A 22,853-nucleotide genomic window follows, 5' to 3' on the forward strand; every position below is an offset into this window, starting at 1 on the left:
GATTGATGGGTTGAACGGCGGTATTCGAAGGAATGGGTTGCCGGAGAAGTCGGCCGAACCGGTCAGGTCCGTCAAAACGGATTGTCGACTACGCCCGCCTTTGCATCGGGCTCGTCCTTGATGCGCTCCGGCAAGTCGGCCTGCGCCTGCAAGGCCGCCACCACGCTGTCAAGCGACTGCTTGAGCGCGAGCGCTGCCTTCAACCCGCGCTGGTCGCGCGTCAGCTCGAGCGTGCCGCTGATCACGACGCGTGTCGTCCCGTTCGTGACGCTCAGCGCATCGCCTTGAATGTTGAGTACGTCGGCGTCGTTTGCGAATGCGTTAAACACCTTTTAGTCCTCCTGGCCGCTGGTCTTTCAGGTTGTCGGGTATGCCCGAAAAGCGGATGCCGCTTGCCGCTTCGAGTTCATGCACGGATTCGATGTTGTAGCGGTTCGTCGCTACATTGTCCACGACGATTGCAAACGCAAGCTGCTTGTTGGGCACGTAGACCACCTTGAAAAGCTGCGTCGGCACGAACACGCGTGACGGCCCGATGGTCTGCAATTGCTGGCCGGCGAACAGTGGGCCCGTTATCACATACGTGTCGTCGTATTTGAGCACGAGCTTGCGCACGGCGCTCTCGATACTGGCCCAGAGCCGTTCGTTATTCTGACGGTTCTGCGGCACGACGTTGGCTAGCGAAAACGACTGCGCCATCGCATCGGCATTCCAGCGATTGCCCGCGGGACTCATATGGCCGCGGTCAAAGCCACTGCGCTTGTAGTCGGCGAGTGTTGCACCTTCGCCGGCTGGCAATCGCGCATCTTCGAAGAAACGATTGGTGCGCGTCATGTCTTTGGCTGCTTCGATATGCTCGCGCGTCAGATGTTCGGCGGACCACAGCGGCCCATGCGTGATACCGGAATGCAGCACCGCGAAATCGGTATAGCAAAGCATGCGCGTTTTCGGCGCCATCTTTGCGTTGGTCAACACCGGCCACTGGCCGCGGGGAGTGAATTCGCTGCACGACGGCGCGGCCAAAGCATGACCGGCTGCCGCGAGCAACAGGCAGACTAACCACTTCTTCATAGATCGGGAGTCGGACAGACAGGAATGGATCGGAGACGAAAAGTGCGCAAGTATAGCGTTGCGCGCAAGCATTTGCGATGCACGATGTGCACTGCAGCATGCCGCGGCTGATCAAACGCAAATCAGATGAAGACGGAGGGAGAAATGGCTGAGCAACACTATGCAGGAGGCTGCCATTGCGGCGCCGTGCGTTTCACGGTGGATGTCGACCTGGACAAGACCATCTCATGCAATTGTTCGATCTGCTCAAAGCGCGGGCTGATTCTTGGTTTCGCACGCGTCGACGCATTTCGCCTGCATGCAGGCGATGGCGAGATGCAGCAGTACCTGTTCAACAAACACGTCATCCAGCACCAGTTCTGCCGTACTTGCGGCATTGAAGCATTCTCGTACGGCAAGTTGCCGGACGGTACCGAGATGGTCGCGATCAATGCGCGCTGTCTGGATGGAGTCGATGTGGCATCGCTCAAGCCTGCGCCGTACAACGGCGCGGCGCACTAGCTAGCGCCCGAATCGAACAGGCTGTGCTCCGCATGCACCGGCAAGCGGTCGACCGCCTGCAGGCGCCAGAAGCCGTTCATCTGGTGGCGCGTGCGGCCCGACTCCCAGGCCGCGAGACCCTGGGCCGAGCTGACGCGCTGCCGGCGATCCACATGCAGGCCACGCAGCGTGCATAACGGTGTGTCGGCACTGGGCGCGCATAAGGTCGTCACGCCGTCGTCGTCGTGGAGTTCACCCCATGCAGGCAGATCGATGCCGTCGTGGGCTTCCCGCGACCAGCGGCGCTCTTCGGTATCGAGCCACAGCACCGCATAGTCGTGATTGACCGTTGGATCCGACCCGTTGATAAGAATGGTGAGCCGCATTTCCGCTCCATTGCAAAGAATCAGTAGGCCATCATCAGTCTATATCGGACGATACGTTAATCAAGCCAAACTGCTATCGGCGGGATTGAAAAACCCAATTGGGGAACGCATCGCCGGGCTTCTAGATTTGAAGACACGGTACAGGCGCGCGCGCCTTGCCGAAGTCCATGCGACTGAGTAGTTTTCCCCTCGCGCGCCCCCCACATTACAAGGCTATGCACGGAGGCTCAGATGTCGCAGCTCAAGGGAACAAGGACAGAAGAAAATCTGAAACACGCATTTGCCGGTGAATCGCAAGCTAATCGCCGCTATCTGTATTTCGCAGCCAAGGCGGATGTCGAGGGCCAGAACGACCTCGCCGCGCTGTTCCGTTCGACCGCCGAGGGCGAAACCGGCCACGCGCATGGGCACCTCGAATATCTCGAAGCGGCAGGCGACCCAGCCACCGGATTGCCGTTTGGCAATTCACGCCTGAATCTGCAAGCCGCGATTGCAGGCGAAACGCACGAATACACGGACATGTATCCAGGCATGGCAAAGGCCGCGCGCGAAGAAGGTTTCGACGAGATTGCCAACTGGTTCGAAACGCTCGCCAAAGCGGAACGCAGCCATGCGAACCGCTACACGCGCGCGCTCGAAACGCTCGCCGACTAACAGCGCGCTAGCCGGCGCGGTTCACCGCGTGCCGGTCTGGCGGCATGCACGACGCATCGCACGCAAGCTTGCGGCACCGGCTGCAAGTTTGCGTGCTGCATCGCGTGCAGTGCGCGCAGCACAGTGCGACGCGCGATACAAAAACGACTAGAACGCCTTAAGGAGACTGACGTGACGCCTCACAAGGAAGGCAGTCTCGATGCACCCATCCGGCATGCGCTCGACTGGCGCTCGGACAGCTTTTACGACCCGCAGGCAATCGACGACGAATTGGCGCGTGTATTCGATATCTGCGCAGGATGCCGTCGCTGCGTATCGCTGTGCGGCGCGTTCCCTACGCTATTCGATCTGGTCGACGAAACCGCTACCGGCGAAGCGCATGAGGTCGACAAGGCGCACTTCGGCAAGGTAGTCGACCAGTGCTATCTATGCGACCTGTGCTACATGACGAAGTGTCCGTATGTGCCGCCGCATGCGTGGAATGTCGATTTTCCGCATTTGATGCTGCGCGCGAAGGCGGCAGCGTATCGGCGCGGCGAAGTGAAGGTGCGCGACCGCTTGCTGTCGAACACCGATGCGCTTGGCCATATCGCCGGCATTCCGGTGGTGACGCAAGCGGTCAACGCGGTGAATCACACCGCGGTGGCGCGCGGCCTGATGGAAAAAACGCTAGGTGTCGACAAAGAGGCGTGGCTGCCGGATTTCGCGCCGCGCAAGTTTCGCAGTGCGGCAAAACGTTCGCCTGAAGTGCCGGTCAGGAACGGCGAGCGCACGCCGGGCAAAGTCGCGATTTACGCCACATGTTATGTGAATTTCAACGAACCGGGCATCGGGCACGATCTGCTTGCAGTGCTCGCGCACAACGAAATCCCGTATGTGCTCGTGACGAGCGAAGCATGCTGCGGCATGCCGTTGCTCGAACAAGGCAATCTGCAAGGCGTCGCGCACAAGAAAGAAAAAAACTTGCCGGTGCTCGCGAAGTACGCGCGCGACGGCTACGCGATCGTCGGCGCGATTCCGAGCTGTGTGATGATGCACAAACACGAGCTGCCGCTGATGTTCCCCGACGATGAAGACGTGCGCGCGGTAAGCGAAGCGTTCTGGGACCCATTCGAGTACTTCGTCGCACGGCATCGCGATGGCCTGCTAAAGACCGATTTCACCACGCCGCTCGGCAAGGTTTCATACCACGTGCCGTGTCATGCGCGGGTGCAGAACATCGGCCGCAAGACCTCGGAGACGCTCGCGCTGATTCCCGATACGCAGGTGACGGTGGTCGAACGCTGCTCCGGGCATGCCGGCACCTTCGGCATAAAGAAGGCGTTCCATCACACCGCATTGCAGATCGGCACGCCGGTGTTCAAGGCAATGGCCCAGCCGCAACCGGACTACATCTCATCCGATTGCCAGCTGGCCGGCCATCACATCGAACAGGGCATCGAGCGCAACCATTTGCCGCACACACAGCTCGCGCATCCGTTGACGCTATTGCGCAAGGCCTATGGCCTTTGACATCGACAGTCCGCTTCGCCCGCTTCACATCGCAAGGAGGTCCGATGAGCATCGCAAGGAATTCCCTGTTGTCGCTCGAGAGCTATTCGAAGACACGCAAGGCGATGCGCCAGCGTGTGATCGAGCACAAGAAGCAGCGCACCGTGAAGCTGGGCAATCACGTAACGTTCCTGTTCGAAGACGAATTGACGATCCGCTACCAGATCCAGGAGATGCTGCACATCGAGAAGATCTTCGATGAAGACGGTATTCAGGGCGAACTGGACGCCTATCTGCCGCTCGTTCCGGACGGCAGCAACCTGAAGGCGACCTTGCAGATCGAGTACGAAGACGACGTCGAACGCCGCGCAGCGCTGGCGCGGCTGATCGGCATCGAAGATCGCGTGTTCGTGCAGGTCGAAGGCGAAGCGCCCGCTTATGCAATCGCGGACGAAGACATGGAACGCGAAAACAACGAAAAGACTTCAGCCGTGCATTTCGTGCGCTTCGAGCTGACGCCTGCAATGAAAATACGCCTGCGCGACGGCGCGGCGCTGCTGGTCGGGTGCGATCACCCGCATTACCCGGTTTCGGCGCAGACGATCGACGCGAACGTGCGTGCGTCGCTGCTCGACGATCTGAAGTGAGCGGGCGACGCGCGGCCGGGTGCGATCAACGGGCAGGGTGGCGCAAGGCCTCGCGTACTTTTTTGGCCGCGAGAATCGGCGCGTAGTCGAAAATCCGGCCGTTGGCCTTGTAGTCGGCGAGCGTATCGGAGTAGAGCCGGGAGACGGTTTCCGGTGGGGTGTTGGTTTCAGCTGCAATGGCCTTCACGATTTCATCGGTGTCGGGCAACGGTTGAGCCATGGGTCTCTCCGAGGGTTGGCGTCACGAGGGGAACAAGCGGAAACCGGAAACGCGAGCTTCCCATTACAGGACGTCGCGCCGCGCGACGCCAATTGAATCCGCCTATCGTGCTGCGCGACCTGCGAAAGCGCACCTGAAAGCGGCAGCGTGCACCGCCGCATTGCGTGTAGTGACGGTTTGCATGCGGCGCAATGAAAGACGAACGACAGGCTTCTGTTATTTGGTCAACGCTTCGCTTCGTGTAGGATCGAGCACTCAAAAATATCGTACCAATCACGGAGTTCCACGTGTTTCGATCTATCGCGGCCGGGGCCGCAACGCTCGCTGCTTTCTTGCTGTCCTGCCATGCATTCGCTGCAACGCCGGCCGATCAAAATCAAACCAATGCCGAACGATCTGCCGATTTCGTTGCAAAAGACTTTCAGTTTTCCAACGGTACGGTGCTCCCCGAAATTCGCATTCACTACGTGACGCTCGGCACGCCGCAGCACGACGCGCACGGCAACGTAATCAATGCCGTGCTGCTGATGCACGGCACCACTGGCACCAGCAAGGCGTACCTGACGCCGCTGATGCGCAAGGAGCTGTTCGCGGCCGGCGAGCCGCTCGATGCGAGCCGCTATTTCATCGTGATTCCGGATGGTTTGGGCCGCGGCGGTTCGAGCAAGCCGAGCGACGGCATGCGCACCCGTTTCCCGCATTACGGCTATGGCGACGTGGTTGAGGCGAACCATCGTCTGGTGGTTGACGGACTGCACATCAAGCATCTGAAACTGGTGCTCGGCACATCGATGGGCGGCATGCAGACGTGGATGTGGGGCGAACGCTATCCGGGCACGGCCGACGCGCTGATGCCGATTGCGAGCCAGCCTATCGCGATGGCCGGCCGCAACTGGCTGTGGCGACAGATGATCGTCAGCGCGATCCGCAACGATCCGGGTTGGCAGGACGGCGCGTACGCGGCCCAGCCAACGCAATGGACTCGCGTAATGCCGATCTTCACGCTGATGACCAACAATCCGGCGCGGATCCAGGGCCAGGCGCCGGATCGCGAGGCGGCCACGCGGATGTACGACTCGCTGGTAGCAGACGCGGGCAAGACCGACGCGAACGATGTGCTGTACTGGTTCGAATCGTCGTGGGACTACAACCCGGAGCCGCAGCTGTCGAAGATCCGCGACAAGCTGTTCGCCGTCAATTTCAGCGACGACCTGATCAATGCAGCCGACCTCGGCGTGATGCAGCGCCTCATCGGCCAGGTTCCGCAGGGACGCTTTGTCGAGATGCCGGAGACGGCGCAATCGTATGGGCACCAGACGCTTGCGCATCCGGAAGTGTGGAAGCCGTATCTGGTGCAGCTGATGAACGGTTCCTGAGGGCGTCAGGCGGCTTCAGCTGCGGCCTCGAATCCGACCTCAAGCGGCCGACCCGGCCATGGCCGCGCCATCCTCATCGGCGCGGCCCGACCGCCGGCGCGGGCGTCAGCCCGAAATGCGATAATCGGCGTTTCGCAAGCCGCACGGCCCCTGCCCGGAGAAACGACCTTGAGCCGCATCGACAACCCCACACGAGACCTGGAAGCCGGCTCAGCCGATTCCACACAAGACATCACCCGCGTCGACGACACCCGCATCGGCGCGGTTCGCCCGCTGATTTCCCCAGCACTGCTGCTTGACGAACTGCCGATCACGCCGGGCGTGCAGGCGCTGGTCGAGCAAAGCCGCACCGAAGTGGCGAACGTGCTGCACGGTCGCGACGACCGGCTCGTGATCGTCGTCGGCCCGTGTTCGATTCACGACCACGATCAGGCCATCGCTTACGCGCATCTTCTGAAAGCAAAGGCTGATACGCTGCGCGACGACCTGCTGATCGTCATGCGCGTGTATTTCGAAAAGCCGCGCACCACGGTGGGCTGGAAGGGCTATATCAACGATCCGCGGCTGGACGGCAGCTTCCGCATCAACGAAGGGCTGCGCCGCGCGCGTGAACTGCTGCTCGAAATCAGCAGCCTCGGCCTGCCGACCGGCACCGAGTTTCTCGACCTGCTGAGCCCGCAATACATTGCCGACCTGATCGCGTGGGGCGCGATCGGCGCGCGCACGACCGAAAGCCAGACGCACCGGCAGCTCGCGTCGGGCATGAGCTGCCCGATCGGTTTCAAGAACGGCACCGACGGCGGCGTGCAGATCGCGGCCGACGCGATCGTCGCCGCGCGCGCGAGCCACGCGTTCATGGGCATGACGAAGATGGGCCTCGCCGCAATCTTCGAAACGCGCGGCAATGACGACGCGCACGTCATTCTGCGCGGCGGCAAGAAGGGCCCGAACTACGATGCTGCGGGCGTCGAGGAAGCCTGCGCGGCGTTGCGCAAGATCGGCTTGCGCGAGCAGGTGATGATCGATTGCTCGCACGCGAATTCGGGCAAGTCGCACGATCGGCAGGTGGACGTTGCGCAGGAGATCGGCGCGCAGTTGTCGGCCGGCCAGCAGCGCATTGTCGGCGTGATGATCGAAAGCCATCTGGAAGCGGGCCGCCAGGATCTGAAGCCGGGCGTGCCGTTAAAGCGCGGCGTATCGATTACCGATGCGTGCATCAGCTGGGCGCAGACCGAGCCGGTGCTCGACGGTCTGGCACAGGCGGTCCGCGCACGGCGCCAGCACGGCTAGGCAGTCGGCGTGGATAGCGCGGGCGAGGCGGTAATCCGGATCGCCTTGCGCACCGCATAATGCGACGCGGGCAAGGTGCCCGCGTATCGCCATACCGTTGCACGAGGGAACATGAGCAGCGTTACCGAATATGCAAAGACCGCGCCGTCGCGCGCGGACGTCGATGCGCTGGCCGGCGCGACCGTGGTCGAATTCGGGACCGACTGGTGCGGATACTGCCAGGGCGCGCAGCCTCTGATCGGCGAAGCGTTTGCTGCGCATCCGGGTACACGCCACCTGAAAATCGAAGACGGACCAGGCCGCCCGCTTGGCCGCTCATTCAAGGTCAAGCTGTGGCCCACGCTGATCTTCATGAAAGACGGCATCGAAGTGGCACGCGTGGTGCGGCCCACTGCCGCAGCGCCGCTCGAAGAAGCATTCGGCGCGTTGCGCACGTAGCGGCACGCAAGGCAACGACGGGCAGTCGCACCCAGCTGCGAATGACGTGCGTCGTCAGCCGTCACCACACCGGCATATATGCACCATGATTGAATTCAGACTCATACGAAACATAGGCTTTCACGCTTTCGCGAGTCTGAAAATATGTCGATACCGTCTACCAGCAGTACAGGTGCAAGTGCGCTTGCATTCATAAGCGAAGATAACGAAACGCTGCAACGCGTTCCATCCGACACAGCGCATCGCAGCGCGGGCTTGCCGGCCAAAAGCCCAGCCGTTGCACCGCGTGTCCCGGCTCGCTCCAGCCTGCAACATGCCGCGCAACGCACCAGCGACTCCGTTGCGAATACAACCGGTTCGACCAGCGAGCCGATCTCTCGAGTGAAGCGCGGCCCGGTGCTCGGCACCTGTGGGCAAGGTTCGCCGTTTCGCGAATGCCGCGGCGGCGACGCGCTCGCATCGACTTCGTGGTCGTACGATCCTTTCGATCAGGCTGACCACACGAAGCGTGACGGCAGCGAGGGGCGAGGTGCGTGCGAAGGCTGGGTACGGGAGGCGCTGAGGCGCATCGATCGAGGTTCTCGGGGGAATCTGCAGAGCGCCGTCCGAAATATGCGCACCGATGCGAATACACGACGCGAGGGCATTGCGGACGACCAGTTTGCACGCGTTGATCGATACCAGAACAATGCGGAATCGTTGGCGTTGCGCGATTATGTGGGCGGCGCACGCATACAACTGAACAGCGGGGATTCGCGCGGCGCAGCGATGCGCGACATGTTTCAGCATATGCGCGACCATCTGGGCGTCGGCGATCTCGTGCACATTCGTGTCGGCGCGGTGAGGCCCGGCACGAGCGATGGTCGATATGGCCATGCATTACTGCTGCAGCGCTTGCCCAACAGCCAGTTCGCGCTGTTCGATCCAAACAATGGGGCGTTTCTCTATTCAAGCCGGCGCGACATGGAAACCGCGTTGCGCAGCTACATGGACGATGCATTCAGCGAGACAGGCCTGCAGTTGAGGCCCGATAGCTTGCAGTTCTACGGCAGGCCAGGCCCTTCGGTCGGCATGCAGATCACCCGGCCGCAGAGCGAAGCAGCAGCGTCGCTGCCGTTGCCGGAACCGCCTGTTGCCGGCGCGCCCGCCGGGCGGGAGACGGTCGACGCGTACCAGCGCAGTGCGGACGTTTCCAACAGTCTGTCGATGCGTACGCTCGCGGCCGCGGCGGGGCAGCGCGACGCACTGTCCGGCGAAGCTAACGGGCTCGCGACGTACGCGCTGCGGGGCATCACGCAGGGCCGCGCAACGAATCTGACCGATGTTACAGAGGGCATGCGGGAACGCCTCGGCGACCGGGCCCAACGGCTGCCGTCGCTCAACGCGATTCGCGAACTGCAGCAGCAGAACCCATACGGTCTCGTCGAACCAATGCCTGGCTATGTACGCTGCCGCGGCGCCTTCGATGTGCGTTCGGGCGAAGGTCTCGTGGCCGACCTGCAGCAGCATTTCGGCAGCATGCACAGGGATAGCGATTCGCGCTTCGGCTACCCGATCGACGTCGCGAACATCAGCGTCGGATTTCGACCGCAACCGGCGGCGGATGCCAGCGCGGCGCGGCCACCCGAGGCACAGCCGGTCGTGGTGCAACGACTGCGTGCCTCGCCGGACTTCCGCACCGATCCGTACGAAGTCTACGATCCGCAAGCAGGCGTATTCCACTACGCTAACTTCGACGCGATGGCACAGGCAATGCGCGAGATGTTTGCTTCGGGTTACCGCGAACGGGGCGGCGTCGACCATATCGATACGACTTACTACGCGAACATGGCGGCCCCGGTCGCCGACGCAGGTGTCGGCGACGCTCCGCCGGTTGCGCTCGCCGCGAACCTGAGCATGAGCGATATCGAACGCCGGCTAGGGGTGATCGGCTCGCCATCGCGTGCCACTGCGCGCCCGGATTTGCGGCCGCCGCCGTTGACCATCGAGCCGCCCGCCTTCGTGCTGCGTTCGGACCTGAAGCGCGACACCGCGCTGCTGGCCAATCCGAAACCGAACGGCCTGTTTCGTCCCGCGACGGTGTCGCCGCAAGAGCTCAGGGCGCATGGCGGCTTCGACTGCGAAAGTACCCGGGTGGCCGATATCAATCTGGCACTGCATGACCACGACGTGGCAGCCAACCCTCGCGTGATCGACAGCTCAGGCTATCTGGGCACATTCCGCAATGAGCGCACCGCCCTCGAGCGCATGCCCGGCGAATCCGGCAACGGCTTCATCTATTACGTTGCGCCGACCCCGAACATGGTCGACGTGCCGGCCAGCCTTGGCACGAATACGCGGTCAGGGTCGGAAGGGGAGGTGGCGGCGATGGGCTGGATCGACTATCCGCAAATCCGCGGATGGCGTGTGATCGATCATGGCGTGCCCGGCAAATACGTACGCAACCCGGAGTACCGATGGGACATCTACGACCAGACCCGAACCTCGGGTGCCCAGCCGCAGCTGGCGCGCTTTCCGGTCGACAGCAGCGCATGGCGCGACACACCGTTCAGGCCATTCGTCTCGACGAAAAATGAAGTGGGCGGTGCCGTGCGCTTTAATGAGGATCCCAATCTGACCCATGCATTGTTCTACGACACCGCCTGGAGTAAGGTGCGCGCGCTAAACGGCTTGCAGTCGGCGGGGCTGGACTATCGCGGTCCTCTGCGGATTCAGGCATATGAAGCAGGAGATGCAACCAATACGCAGATTTTCATCGATCAGAACAACGCGGTACAGATCGACACGCAGAGGGCACCCTATACGCATAAGCCGGGAGCGAAACACGATTTCGCCATGGGCAATGACGGTCGCTTCCATCTGATCGGAAACTACGACAAGGTATTGCGCGTCGATCACGACGGTTACGTCTTCCTCGGCGATACGCCATCTGATGCAAATTCGTTGAACGGCGTATTCAATCACAATGGCCATAATCTGATCCATCAGGAAGACATGAAATTCCTGACGACAGGCAAGTCGTCATACACGCCGTTCGTCGATGCAGTGAATCACGGCGGACGCAGCGATTGGCATTTGCATACTGCCGATGGCAAGGAAGTCTTGTTGCCGCGAATCAACGCCCATTCTTTTCGCGGATCGTCGGCCGGCGACGCACAGCAGCTTTATGCGTTCTACAACGATCCCGACAGCGCGCTGCCGCGCAACGCAACGCGCTTCGTAACCAAAGTGCCGGACAATGAATACAGCGGCAATTTTCTCCACTATGTCGACAAGGTCACGCCTGCACAGGCGCGGGGTGCTGAAGCGTGGCTGCGTTCGCACAACGCCGCCTGGCTGTTTCACGACGGGTTCTATGCCACGGCTGATGAACCCGGCGTGCTAGAGGTCCGCAAGCTCGACGGCACGCCCGTGTGGCGGGCAGAGGGACTGACGTCGGGTGGGGGCGAGTCCAACTTCCGCACAGTGGGCGCGCTGTCGTCGAGCTACAACATGCCGGGCGAAACGTGGGAGCGTGTCCAGGGGCGCGAATCGCGGTACGACGAAGCGCTGATGGAACTGAATCGCACCACGACCGCGAGTACGTGACACAACGCTGTCTTCCGCCTTCCCGCCTGCTGCGGCATGCAGTGGCGTGCTGCGTGGTTACTACGTAAACGCGTTCAGGGCATGTTGCAATGACGACTCCACTGAAGTGATATTTCGCTCCAGGAGTCCGACACATGAACGTTCCTCCGGTTAGCGCGGCCGCAGCTCGCATTGCTTCGGATTCCGACGACGAACGGCCGGCGGCAGCCGTGGATTCCAGCCGTACTCGTCGTCGTTCGCCCGTTGGACTCGTCGATACGTTTGCACGTGCGGGCGCAGCGCAGGCAGCAGCGGGCGTCTCGCACGCATCGGTGCGCGTCAGGCGCGGCGGTTCGCTAGGCAAGTGCGCAGAACACTCGCCCTTCCGCGAGTGCCGCGGCGGCGAGGCACTGCAAGCGACGTCATGGTCGTTCGACCCATTCGACCAGTACAGCTATGCGGGCGAACGCAGCATTGACCGCAACGGAGCGTGTGAGGGATGGATTCGCGAAGCGATGCAGCGCATCGACCGCCACCGTGAGGAATCGCCTTTGAGCCTGTCGGCAGCGGTGCGCGCGCTGCGTACCGATGCAACGCAGCGGCGCAGCGGCGTGGCGGGCCACGTGTTTGGTCGGGTCAGCACGTTTCAGCAGAACCCACGAGCGTTGGGCTTGCAACGCTACCGGTTGCAGGCGGTAGACCGGTTCGGCGCGCTGGAGACGGCCGATCACAAGCTCGACGCGATGGTGACCGGCCTGCGCGACAGATTGCGCCACAGCGATCTCGCGTTCGTGCGCCTGAGCGTGGTGGCGGCGGAAACGCACGAAGGGCCACACGGCCATGCGTTGGCGGTGCGACGCGCAGCACCGGACGAGTATGAGATTTTCGATCCGAACAATGGCGCATTCCGCTACGTGGGCTGGCAAAACACCGAAGCTGCACTGCGACGTTATGTCGAGGAAGCATTCAACGAGCCGGAGCCGTTACTCGCGGTGATACCCGATAGCGTCCAGTACTACGCGATGTCGGGCGTGCCATCCATTGGTCTTGCGGTGCCGGCCGAACCCGCGTTGCCCGGACCGTCTGTTACAGCGCTGCCGCGCAGCGCACCGGCGCTCGATGACTTCTATCGGCTCGGCGCCGAGGAGTCGAACGACCTGTCCCGCGGCACGCTTGCCGCTGCAGCCGGCGCCACGCAGTCGCTGCCCGACGCAACCCAGGGTCTCGCGTTTTACGCGCTTCGGGACATCGCGAGACACGGTGCTGCGGATTTGCTCGGGGCGACCGAGAACGTCAGGTCGGCGCTGTCGGATCGGGTTCGCCGGGCCGCATCGATTGACGAGCTGCGCGACTTGCAGCAACAGAATCTGCATGGCCTCGTGGTTGATTTGCCGGATTGGACGCGCCGGCCGGGTGCTTACGGTATCGGCCGTGCTGTGCAGCTTCAGGAGGACTTGCGGCGCCATTTCAGTACGTCGCTTGACGGCGAAGACGCCCGCATGACTTACCGCAACGATTTTGCGGAGATCCGCCTCCGCTTTGCCGGCCGGCCCGGAGCCCGTGGCGAAGCGGGCAGGTCGGACCACACGTCACGAGCCGGGCATTCTATCCTCGTGCAGCGGCTGGGACGCTCGGATAACTATGCGACAGACGGGTATGAACTCTACGATCCCGATATGGGCGTGTTCAGGTACGCGAACTTCGGCGAACTGTCGCTTGCCGTGCACGGCCTGTTTTCTCGCGGCTATCAGGATTGGGGTGGCGTGCGCAGCGCAGATACGCTGTACTTCGGACACCATGAGCCATTGCCGTCCCAACAGAGAACCAGCGCGTCGACGCAGCACGAATTGCCCGGCGCGTCGCTGCTGCTAAGCGAAATCGAACCGCTGTCCCAGCCCGGTGCGGGTCCGCTCGTTACGCTGCCGTTGGGGAGCGTGCCCCGTCAGCCCGATCTGCCCACCCAGCTGGGCGAACCGTTTTCGCTGACACCGTTGTCTGCGGCGGGACGTCAGGATCTGAAGCGCTCCACCGATGCGCCACACGATCCGAAACCCTACGCCCTTTACCGTCCGTCGACGCTCGGCCCTTTGCAGGTCTTCCTGCATGGCGGCTTCGACTGTGCGCGCACCGCGTTACGCAACATCAATCTCGATCTGCATAACTTCGATGTCGCGTCGCGGCCGGGCCTGGTCGACAGCGCCGGGTATCTCGGCACGTTTCGCAGCGAGCACAAGGCAGCAGAGCGACTGCCAGCCGGCGTTGCCGACGGTTATCTCTATGCGGTGGCGCCGACGCCGAACATGATCGACGTGACCGCGACGCTCGGCGAGCGAACCCGTGAAGCCGGGCTGGGCGAGGTCGCTGCGATGGGCCACATCGATTACACGCAGATTCGCGGCTGGCGACAGATAAAGGATGGCGTAGCGGGCGAGTTCGTGTACAACCCCGATTATCGATGGGACGTCTACAACCAGACGCGAACCGCGGGCGCGCAATTGCAGCTTGCCCGGCTGCCGGTCGCGAGCCCGGCATGGCGCGAGGAAGGCTATAACGCATGGGTTGTGATGCATGACGCAGGCAGCGGCGACACGACCGTATTCAGGCAGAACCCCAACCTCGTTCACGCAGCCTTTTTCGACCAGGCATGGGAAAACATCCGCAACCTGCAGGATCGGCAACGCGCCGGGCTCGACTATCGAGGTCCGCTGAAAGTCGATGCCTACGGCGGCGGCGACATTTCAGTCACGCGTCTGCTGGTCGCCGCAGGCGAGTGGCCTGCCGTCGCGGCCAAATATTCGCGCTACGCGACCGATCCTGCGAGCAGGCATGAATTCACGATGGGTGACGATGGCCGGCTGCATCTGGCGAATGACCATCGCAAGGTGCTGCGCATCGGCGGCGACGGATACGCGTATGTCGGCTCGGTGCCATCCGGGCCGAGCACCAACGGCGTATTCGAATACGACGGCCTGCATCTGGTTCACGTCGAAGATCGCAAGTTTCTGACAGCCGGCAAGTCCGTCTACACGCCATTCGTCACGTCTTACGATGCCGGCGAGCGTTCGGCGTGGCAACTGACGAAGCCCGATGGCAAGCGGGCCGTGCTGCCGCCGGTCCACGAATATTCGCTGACCGGCAAGACCGGCGGCCGCCTCGCGTTATACCGCTTCGAGAACGATCCGGACTCGGCGTTGCCGCCGGGCGCACAGCAGTTCGTCTATCGGGTGCCGGGCATCGCGTACGACGGCAACTTTGTGCACTACGCGAGCTGGATGGGCCCTGAGGAGGTGCAACAAGCGTCGGATTGGCTGGGCGCGAACAATGCCGCCTGGCTGTTCAGGGACGGCTACTATCTCGTGTCGCCGGCACCCGGCAAGATCGAGGCGCGTACGCTCGATGGCGCGACGCACTGGCGCGCGTCGGTCACGAGCGAGGACCGCTTCGGCAGTTTCGACAGCGCCGCGGACCTGTCGTCGAACTACCGGATCGGCGACGATGCGTGGAAGCTCGTGCAACGACTCGCCGACCGGCGCGCGGCACTGACAACGGCATTCGCCCCGGCGCCGCGCAACGCCACATGATCGCTATTCGGCGGGTGCGTCGCCGAACAGGCTGTCGAGGCTCTTCGTTTCCGTTGACAGATTGAATTCCTTGCGCACTGCTGCAAGCACGTCGGCGACGGCGCGGTCGTGGCCGGCGGTATTGCCGAAGTGCTTCATGGTCCAGTTGCAGCCGCTGGCATCGGGCTCCTGCAGCTGCGCACGCGGCACCTGAATCCTCATTCCTTCCTCGACGATCTCAGGCAGGCGCTGCAGGCGCCGGCTTACTTCGTCCTGCAACTGCGAGGCCGTGCGGGTCTTGCGGATCATGCGAGTCTCCTTCTTGCGGTTCTCGCAAAGTCTAGCGCAATGCGCCGCGATGGCCGCGCCTGCGTTTGGGTTTGCATGGACGGTCAGCGCGGATTTGCCGTACGCTTTTCGGATAACCCGTTCGATGGAGTTGCACATGTTGTCCGACGAAGAACTCGAGTTGCTCGAAGCGATCCGCGAAAGCGGCAGCCTGTCGCGCGCGGCGGCGCGGCTGGGCAAAGCGCCGTCGACTGTTTCGCACGCGGCGCGCCAGCTCGAGACGCGCTTTGACGCACTGCTGTTCGACCGCCGCCGCTACCGGCTGCAACTGACGCCGGCCGGCCTGCTGCTCGCCGAAGAAGCCGCGCGGCTGATGCAGGACGTGGCGCGCATGACGCAGAGGGTGCGCCAGGTGGCGAGCGGCTGGGAAGATCGCTTGTGGATCGTCGCCGACGACCTGATGGAGTTCGAAACGATGATGCCCGTGATTCGCGCATTCGATGCGCTGCAATCCGGCGTCAAGCTGCGCTTGACCAACGAGGTGCTGGGCGGCACCTGGGAGGCCTTACGCGACGGCCGCGCCGACCTGATCGTCGGCGCTACCAATGAACCGCCGGCGATACCCGGCTTGCGCTGGTTCGAGCTCGGCGTGGTCGAATGGGTATTTGCGGTTGCGCCGCGCCATCCGCTTGCTTCAGTCAAAGGGCCGCTCAAGCGTGAACAGCTGTCGAAGCAGCGTGCGGTGGTGGTGGCCGACTCGTCGCGCGCGAGCGGCCGCGCGTATGGCACGGTGGGCGGCCAGGCATCGCTTGCCGTGCCGACCATGCGCGCCAAGATTCTTGCGCAGCGCGACGGCCTCGGTATCGGCTGGCTGCCGCGTCAGCGGGTTGCCGCGCTGCTCAAGCGCGGCGAACTGGTTGAAAAAGAGACCTCCGACCCGCGCGAGCCGAATGTGCTATACGTCGCATGGCGTGGCGATCACGAGGGTCGCGCGCTGCAATGGTGGATCGACCAGCTGCGCCAGCCGCGGCTGGCCAGGCGCCTCGTGCAGGGCGTCGATGCGTTTGCGTAAGGCAATGGAAATGTCCGCCGGCGCGGCCGCCGCGTGCGAACGCCGGCAGACCTCGGCGTGTCTTCGCCGCGTCACATGTAATGCCGTGTAATGGCATCCGCAGGCTTTGATGCAATGCGCACGAAACCCCGCGTACTCGCCAAAGCCAAACAAAGACCGGAATAAAAAAGCCTGCCCGACCGTTAAACAGTCAAGCGGACTGACCGCACATTCAACGGCAGTTCGTGCATCTATTTCGAACGGCTTTCGCCGCCCACCCATTTCCGACAAATAGCTTCATGACCACGCCAATCGAGTCCCGACATACGGTCCTCAGCCAGCCGCACGCTGAACCGACGCAGTACACCCGCACGGCCATGGTGCTGCACTGGGTGATTGCGGTGCTAATCATTTGCAACGCAGTGCTGGGGCTCACTGCGGAATCTTTTCCCGATGGCTGGATTCGTCCGATCGTCGACACCCACAAATCGATCGGGATTACCGTGCTCGGTCTCGCGTTGCTGCGCATCCTGTGGCGCGTTTCGCATCGGGCGCCGCCGCTGCCGCGCGAATTTCCGACGTGGGAGAAGGTCGCCGCGCACGTCGCGCATTTTCTGCTGTACGTGCTGATGATCGGCCTGCCGCTGTCCGGCTGGGCGCACGATTCCGCATGGAAGGACGCAGCAACGCATCCGATGCAGTACTTCCATCTGTTTGACTGGCCGCGTATCGGTTTCATCCTAAATCTGGACCCGGCCGTCAAAGAACATCTTCAACTGCATGATCGTCTCGGCACGCTGCATGCGTGGCTGGGCTACGGGCTCTACGCACTGCTCGCGATGCACGTCGGCGGCGCGCTGAAGCATCAATGGATCGACCGTCATTCGGTCATCAAACGGATGGTGCCGTAATGTGTGCAGATATCGTGGCTGAAGAAGCCAAGGTTGTTGCCGGCGTTCCCGCAGACCGTGCGTACTGCGCGCCGAAACGTTCGCTCGAAGAGGCGCTCGCCGCCGTGTCGCCGCGGATCGTGCCGCGTGGGGCGACGTGGGCCGGCCGGCTGATACACGGCAGCGTCACCGCGTTGTGGATCCTGCTGTTTGCGCGAGCGTTCTTCCTGCATGGCCTGGTCGCGTGGGCGACGGGGCTCGCCTACGTGCTGTACGACACGGTGCTGCTCGTATTCGTCACGATCAAATCCTGGCCGCTGGCGGGGCGCCTGATGCCTAAGCAGGTCGTGGCCACGGGCCGGCGTATGCCGGAGATGGGCGTGATCGTCGCTGCACACAACGAAGCTGCGGTGCTGCCGGTGACGCTTGCCGCGCTGCTCGAGCAGATCGACGGCCCCAAACAGATCGTGATTGCCGACGACGGCTCGACCGACGGCACCGAAGCCCTGTTGACCACCCGCTTCGGTCTGACTGCGCCGGCGCTCGGCGAACTGAGCGCGGCCAGCTCGCGCTACCCGAATCTGTTCTGGCTGCGTCTGCCGCACGGTGGCAAGGCACGCGCGCTGAATGTCGCGATCGATCTGATCACGACCGAAACCGTGATGACCGTCGATGGCGACACACTGCTCGCCACTGACGCAACCCGGGCGATGCGCGTCGCGTTTGCGCAGAGCCCGACGCTGGTCGCGGCCACCGGCATTCTGGTGCCGGTGTGCAGCAAGTCGGTGGGCGGCCGGATGTTCCAGTGGTTCCAGACATACGAGTACATGCGCAATTTCATCTCGCGCTTTGCGTGGATGCGTGCGGACAGTCTGCTGCTGGTGTCGGGCGCGTTCGCGTCGTTCCGGCGCGAAGCGTTGGTGGCAGTGGGCGGTTTCGACGGCCAGTGTCTCGTCGAAGATTACGAACTGATTCACCGGCTGCGGCGTTATTCGGTCGATCACGATCTCGGCTGGGATGTGCGCGTGGTCGGCGACGCCCATGCGAAGACCGATGCCCCCGATACCTTGGGCAGCTTCCTGCGCCAGCGGCGCCGCTGGTTCGCAGGCTTCCTCGAGACGCAATACTGGAATCGCGACATGACCGGCAACCGCCGCTTCGGCGCGCTCGGCATGTGGATGCTTCCGGTCAAGGCATTCGACACGATGCAGCCGATCTACGGTTTGACCGCGTTCGGTTTGCTGCTCGCGTTTCTGTTCGGCGGCCACGGTGTGATCGTGTTCTCGATCTTCAGCGTGATTTTCCTGAAGACGGCGCTCGACCTGGCCTTCTACGTGTGGAGCATTTATCTGTACCGGCGCTGGACCGGCCTGCACGAAGGCACGAGTCTGTTGATGGCGATCGCCGCCGCTGTGGCTGAACCGTTCACGTTCCAGTTGCTGCGGCACGCCGGTGCTGCGCTCGGCTGGCTGCACTTCCTGCGCGGCGGCAAGTCGTGGGGCAAGCAGCATCGCTCGGGGCTGGTCGTGCCGGGCTCGGGCAACGGCAACTAGCACTGCGTCTATCGGCCACATCCTTTTCTGAAGCGCGCGCGCCGCATTCCGCCAGCATGGCGGGGCGGCGCGTTTCATTTGTGGGTGTTCGGCCTTGTATTCGGCCTGCGTTCGGCCTTGCGCGGCACCGTTTTTGATCGAAAACGGCCGTTGCCGGCCGCTCACGGCGACGCCACGCCGGAATACGCATATACCCTGCCTCGCCATGGTGCCCAACCGGCGATATTTTGCGAAGCTCAAAATTCCGCCCCAATTCTAGTAGACTGAGCAACGAATTCAGTAACTCACTAGAAAGCTTTCGAACTTCGGCCCTGCCGATTTCGGACGAAGCTGCGCCAGGAGGGCGTCATACATGCACGCAGTCAGTTCTGTGGAGAACAACAGCAAAGTCGAGCTTCCTGCCGCCGAGGCGCCAGTGCGCGATCTGCGCCGCGTCAACATCCATCCTGATCACTGGTATCCGCTAGCGTGGTCGCGTGAAGTGAAACGCGGCAAGGCACACGGCGTGCGCTTCGGCGGCGACCCGATCGTGCTGGTGCGCACCGAATCGGATGCAGTGTTTGCGCTGGAAGACCGTTGCGCACACCGCCAGGTGCCGCTGCACGGCGGCGTGGTGGACGGCGAGGCGATCCGCTGCTGTTATCACGGTTGGACCTACGACTGCACCGGCCGCTGCATCGATGTTCCATATCTCGGCCGCGAGCGCCTGCCCAACGGCGTGCGCGCGTACCCTTGCCGCGAAGTGGAAGGGTTGATTTTCGTGTTCCCCGGCAATGCTGCGCTGGCTGAAGCCACGCCGCTGCCGCCGCTCGGCTCGGTGGCCGACAAGGCCTACAAGACGCGCCGTTTCGGCCGGGAAGTGGCATGCCACTACTCGTTCATGCACGAGAACCTGATGGACATGAACCATCAGTTCCTGCACCGCCGCCAGATGGGCAAGATGCGCGCGCGTTCGCTGGGGCGTCGCCGCGGCGACGACTGGGTCGAGGTCGACTACACGTTTTCGCGCGAAGCCGGCCAACAGCCGATCGGCGAAGCGCTGGTGTTCGGGCAGAGCCGGCAAGGTGGGGAAAATCACAAGGATGTGATGACGATCCGCACCGGCTACCCGTACCAGACGTTGCGGATTCGCACGTCGGAAGGCAGCCTGGTGATGGACCTGTGGATTTGCTACGTGCCGCTCGATCGCGAACAGCGCACCAACCGCACGTTTGGTTTGCTGTCGATCAAACGGCCGCGTGTCGGCGTGTTGCTCGACGCGGCGTGGCCGCTGCTGGTCTGGTTCACGGAGCGGATCTTCGCGGAAGACCGCTGGATCGTCGAACGCGAGCAGGAAGCGCACGACGCGCAGGGCGCCGACTGGAATCATGAGGTGTTCCCGGTGATCAACGAGCTGCGCGATCTGCTGCGGCAATGCGGCGCGCCGCCGGCACGACGCGTGGTGCCGATCGAGCCGGAGGCCTCGCCGCAGACTTGCGCGGGTTGATGGAAACGGTTGCGGCCTAAGTTTTTGCTCTATGGCTGCGGCTTTGGCTGGGTTTTGTGGCTGTGGGCTGTGGCTGTGGGCTGTTGTGTGGTCGCGCCGGCGCTGGCGGTAAATGACGGCCTGCACCGCCGGCTGCGGCGTGGCGCAATGTCCGGTTGGCGCGCTTGCAATGCGTTATGCTCGATTGAGCGCGTCCGCAGGGTTGTGCGGATGCGCGCTGCCGATCGAGGAGGCGCGCCATGCCACAGACGAACGCAGAACATCCGATGGGCCCCGACCGGGAGCTCATCTCGCAGCGTACGTTCGATGCACCGCGCGAGCGCGTCTTCCGTGCGTGGACCGAGCCTGCACGCCTTGCCCGCTGGTGGGGACCGAAGGGCTTTCGCAATACATTCCACAAATTCGAACTCAAACCGGGCGGCAACTGGCGCTTTGTGATGCATGGCCCGGATGGCGTCGACTATCGCAATCACAGCGTATTCATCGAAATTGCTGAGCCGGAGCGGATCGTGTTCGATCATGTCTCCGGTCCGCATTTTCAGGTCACCGCTTCGTTTGATGAAGCCGGCAACAAGACCCGGCTGACCTACCGGATGGTGTTCGATACACCTGCCGTCTGCGCGCAGCTGAAGACGTTTGCGCTGAAGTCGAATGAAGAGAACTTCGACCGGCTGGCGGCAGAACTGAAACGGATGGCACAAGCGTGACAAGCGTCCGGTGACGCTGCGGGGCTGTTCTGCGGGCTGGTTTCGGCCCGGCAGAACAGCCCCGCGTGCCGTGGCACGCCGGTGCTGCCTGCAACGCGCGCGAGCGGGCTGATCGTGCGCGCGTTTAATCGTCGATCAGAAGCGGTGACGCAGACCGACCGAAGCCGTCGCCTGATTGTGCGACGACGAGACGCCGGTGTTGCCACCCCCGTAGATCGACGCCGTGAGCCTGTCGTCGCCGGTTACGTGCTGATACACGGCTTGCGCGTATACATCGGTGCGCCTGGACAGCGCGTAGTCGGTCTGCAGACCAACCTGATGGACGTGACCGACATTCGGTGTGTCGTCGCCGCCGTTGAACGCACCGTCCGTGTACGTGTAGGCAAGGCCGACGCGCAGTGCGGGCGTCAGGTTGTACTTCGCATTGACCTCATAGTTGTTGGCGTGCAGCGAATAGGCTGCGCCGGCCGCGAAGTTGTCCTGACGCGATTGGGTCCATACCACCCCGATCTGTGCTGGTCCGAACGCGTAGCTTGCGCCGACGCCGTACTCACGCATCCGGAAGTTGCCCACGGCGCTGTTCAGCGCAGACAACGCCACGCCGTCCGTCGCACCGCTTGCGGTGCTGCCCGGATTGTTCTGCTGCGCGTAAGCGGCGCCGATGCGCAGCCCCTGGTACTGGTACGCGGCGCCGAAGCTGTATTCGCGGTTGTTGCCGAAGTCGCTCGAGTTCGAGAAACCGTACGTGCCGCCGAACGTGAAGCCCGCATAGTTCGCGCTCGCGAACTTGATGGAGTTGTTGACCGGGAAGCCGCCGTTGGTGCTCAGGTTATCGTTATTGCCCGGATGCGCGAAATACGTGCCGCCCCAGCTGCCCGTGGCGCTGAGCGGAGCGAGATAGTCTTGCGCGGCATCGTACTGGCGGCCGAGCGTGACGGTGCCGTAGTCGCTCGACAGACCGACATAGGCCTGGCGGTTGAACAGGCTGCCATTGTTGGCGAACCTGCCGTTGTTGATGTCGAAGCCGCTCTCGAGGTTGAAGATCGCCTTCAGGCCGCCGCCCAGATCTTCGGTGCCGCGCAGCCCCCAGCGGCTCTGCTCGATGCCGCCGCTGCCGAGCGCCCAGCGCGCGCTATCGTTGACATTGCTGGTGTAGGTAATGCCTGCGTCGATTACGCCGTATAGCGTGACGCTGCTTTGCGCGTGAGCGAGCGGAACAAACGACGCGGCAGCTGCCGCAACGATCAAGGTCTTTTTCATGTGAACTTCCTTCTGTGTTCTGTTGGTCACGCATCGGCTCGCCTTGACGCCGGGCACGCACCGCATGCGGGCGGTCCGAATCGAAGTGAGGCCGTTCGAATTCCCCTTTGCGGGAATGGGCGCAGTATAGGTAGGCACCCTAAGTGTCGTGTGTTTGATAGTTGTAAATTACGTATTGCTAAATTGGAAATAAATAAAATGAGATGGAGTAGATTTATGTTTTTATTGAGGTTGTTTATCTAAATAAAATTGAATTTATGTTTTTGAGAGAAGGGTGGCGTTGTCAGGCTGCAACAGTGGAATTTGATATGTGCTTGAGGGGATGTTTTTTTATGCGATGGGATATGAATGGCGGTGTTAATTAGTATAAGAATTTTCCTAATACTTTCGGACTAGTTGAAAGTTAAATTATGATTCGTAAAATAATGAATTGTTAAA

The 22,853-nt window shown here is 62.5% G+C and carries 20 protein-coding genes; 14 read left to right on the forward strand and 6 right to left on the reverse strand.

Annotation, left to right across the window (positions count from 1 at the left end; all coding sequences use genetic code 11):
* Positions 1-71: 71 nt before the first annotated feature.
* Both ACYVNQ_RS17840 and ACYVNQ_RS17845 read right to left on the reverse strand, forming a co-directional pair.
* Positions 72-329, reverse strand: coding sequence for a hypothetical protein (locus ACYVNQ_RS17840; protein WP_460903880.1), 258 nt, complete (start codon positions 327-329; stop codon positions 72-74).
* Positions 322-1,071, reverse strand: coding sequence for a DNA/RNA non-specific endonuclease (locus tag ACYVNQ_RS17845; protein ID WP_460903881.1), 750 nt, complete (start codon positions 1,069-1,071; stop codon positions 322-324). Before ACYVNQ_RS17845 ends, ACYVNQ_RS17840 begins: the two co-directional genes overlap by 8 nt.
* A 144-nt stretch (positions 1,072-1,215) precedes the next feature.
* Here ACYVNQ_RS17845 and ACYVNQ_RS17850 point away from each other — a divergent pair, with 144 nt between their 5' ends.
* Complete coding sequence (locus tag ACYVNQ_RS17850; RefSeq protein WP_460903882.1) at positions 1,216-1,572, forward strand: GFA family protein; 357 nt, start codon at positions 1,216-1,218, stop codon at positions 1,570-1,572.
* On the opposite strand, the gene ACYVNQ_RS17855 is transcribed toward ACYVNQ_RS17850, so the two are convergent.
* On the reverse strand, positions 1,569-1,937 hold the full coding sequence (locus ACYVNQ_RS17855; protein WP_460903883.1) for a DUF3564 domain-containing protein: 369 nt from the start codon (positions 1,935-1,937) through the stop codon (positions 1,569-1,571). The two genes, ACYVNQ_RS17850 and ACYVNQ_RS17855, sit on opposite strands and share 4 nt — an antisense overlap.
* Positions 1,938-2,168: 231 nt before the next feature.
* On the opposite strand from ACYVNQ_RS17855, the gene ACYVNQ_RS17860 reads away from it, so the two are divergent.
* The 3 genes from ACYVNQ_RS17860 to ACYVNQ_RS17870 all read left to right on the forward strand — a co-directional run bounded on the left by ACYVNQ_RS17860 (position 2,169) and on the right by ACYVNQ_RS17870 (position 4,729).
* Entirely contained in the window at positions 2,169-2,591 is a 423-nt protein-coding gene (locus ACYVNQ_RS17860) for a rubrerythrin family protein (RefSeq protein ID WP_460903884.1), read from the forward strand.
* A gap of 171 nt (positions 2,592-2,762) precedes the next feature.
* Positions 2,763-4,103 carry a heterodisulfide reductase-related iron-sulfur binding cluster gene (locus tag ACYVNQ_RS17865; RefSeq protein ID WP_460903885.1) on the forward strand — a complete coding sequence of 447 codons (1,341 nt, stop codon included), beginning with the start codon at positions 2,763-2,765 and terminating at the stop codon, positions 4,101-4,103.
* A gap of 44 nt (positions 4,104-4,147) precedes the next feature.
* The gene (locus ACYVNQ_RS17870) at positions 4,148-4,729 is read left to right on the forward strand and encodes a DUF3501 family protein (RefSeq protein WP_460903886.1); all 582 of its coding nucleotides are present in this window, start codon (positions 4,148-4,150) and stop codon (positions 4,727-4,729) included.
* Positions 4,730-4,754: 25 nt separating this feature from the next.
* Here ACYVNQ_RS17870 and ACYVNQ_RS17875 read toward each other — a convergent pair whose 3' ends face one another.
* Positions 4,755-4,949, reverse strand: a complete 195-nt coding sequence (locus ACYVNQ_RS17875; RefSeq protein ID WP_460903887.1) for a DUF3562 domain-containing protein — start codon at positions 4,947-4,949, stop codon at positions 4,755-4,757.
* 287 nt (positions 4,950-5,236) lie between these two features.
* Here ACYVNQ_RS17875 and ACYVNQ_RS17880 point away from each other — a divergent pair, with 287 nt between their 5' ends.
* The 5 genes from ACYVNQ_RS17880 (at position 5,237) to ACYVNQ_RS17900 (ending at position 15,201) form a co-directional block, all read left to right on the forward strand.
* Positions 5,237-6,325 (forward strand): alpha/beta fold hydrolase, encoded by a 1,089-nt coding sequence (locus tag ACYVNQ_RS17880; protein ID WP_460903888.1) that lies wholly within the window; start codon positions 5,237-5,239, stop codon positions 6,323-6,325.
* A 168-nt stretch (positions 6,326-6,493) separates the two neighbouring features.
* Entirely contained in the window at positions 6,494-7,615 is a 1,122-nt protein-coding gene (locus ACYVNQ_RS17885) for a 3-deoxy-7-phosphoheptulonate synthase (RefSeq protein ID WP_460903889.1), read from the forward strand.
* A gap of 111 nt (positions 7,616-7,726) precedes the next feature.
* The gene (locus ACYVNQ_RS17890) at positions 7,727-8,053 is read left to right on the forward strand and encodes a thioredoxin family protein (protein ID WP_460903890.1); all 327 of its coding nucleotides are present in this window, start codon (positions 7,727-7,729) and stop codon (positions 8,051-8,053) included.
* A gap of 777 nt (positions 8,054-8,830) precedes the next feature.
* Positions 8,831-11,641, forward strand: coding sequence for an enterotoxin A family protein (locus ACYVNQ_RS17895; protein ID WP_460903891.1), 2,811 nt, complete (start codon positions 8,831-8,833; stop codon positions 11,639-11,641).
* Between the two features lie 134 nt (positions 11,642-11,775).
* The gene (locus tag ACYVNQ_RS17900) at positions 11,776-15,201 is read left to right on the forward strand and encodes an enterotoxin A family protein (protein ID WP_460903892.1); all 3,426 of its coding nucleotides are present in this window, start codon (positions 11,776-11,778) and stop codon (positions 15,199-15,201) included.
* Between the two features lie 3 nt (positions 15,202-15,204).
* Here ACYVNQ_RS17900 and ACYVNQ_RS17905 read toward each other — a convergent pair whose 3' ends face one another.
* Positions 15,205-15,489 carry a hypothetical protein gene (locus ACYVNQ_RS17905; protein ID WP_460903893.1) on the reverse strand — a complete coding sequence of 95 codons (285 nt, stop codon included), beginning with the start codon at positions 15,487-15,489 and terminating at the stop codon, positions 15,205-15,207.
* A 136-nt stretch (positions 15,490-15,625) separates the two neighbouring features.
* Between ACYVNQ_RS17905 and ACYVNQ_RS17910 the strand changes: the two genes are divergently transcribed.
* From ACYVNQ_RS17910 to ACYVNQ_RS17930, 5 genes are all read left to right on the forward strand, one after another.
* Complete coding sequence (locus ACYVNQ_RS17910) at positions 15,626-16,540, forward strand: LysR family transcriptional regulator (RefSeq protein ID WP_460903894.1); 915 nt, start codon at positions 15,626-15,628, stop codon at positions 16,538-16,540.
* A gap of 278 nt (positions 16,541-16,818) precedes the next feature.
* Complete coding sequence (locus tag ACYVNQ_RS17915; protein WP_460903895.1) at positions 16,819-17,430, forward strand: cytochrome b; 612 nt, start codon at positions 16,819-16,821, stop codon at positions 17,428-17,430.
* Complete coding sequence (locus tag ACYVNQ_RS17920; protein ID WP_460903896.1) at positions 17,430-18,962, forward strand: glycosyltransferase family 2 protein; 1,533 nt, start codon at positions 17,430-17,432, stop codon at positions 18,960-18,962. The genes ACYVNQ_RS17915 and ACYVNQ_RS17920 overlap by 1 nt, the downstream gene beginning before the upstream one ends.
* 352 nt (positions 18,963-19,314) lie before the next feature.
* A complete protein-coding gene (locus ACYVNQ_RS17925) occupies positions 19,315-20,448 on the forward strand; it encodes a Rieske 2Fe-2S domain-containing protein (RefSeq protein WP_460903898.1) in 1,134 nt (377 codons plus the stop codon).
* A gap of 239 nt (positions 20,449-20,687) precedes the next feature.
* Entirely contained in the window at positions 20,688-21,155 is a 468-nt protein-coding gene (locus tag ACYVNQ_RS17930) for an SRPBCC family protein (RefSeq protein WP_460903899.1), read from the forward strand.
* A gap of 135 nt (positions 21,156-21,290) precedes the next feature.
* Here ACYVNQ_RS17930 and ACYVNQ_RS17935 read toward each other — a convergent pair whose 3' ends face one another.
* Entirely contained in the window at positions 21,291-22,415 is a 1,125-nt protein-coding gene (locus ACYVNQ_RS17935; protein ID WP_460903900.1) for a porin, read from the reverse strand.
* Positions 22,416-22,853: the final 438 nt, after the last annotated feature.

This window comes from Paraburkholderia jirisanensis, assembly GCF_054782355.1.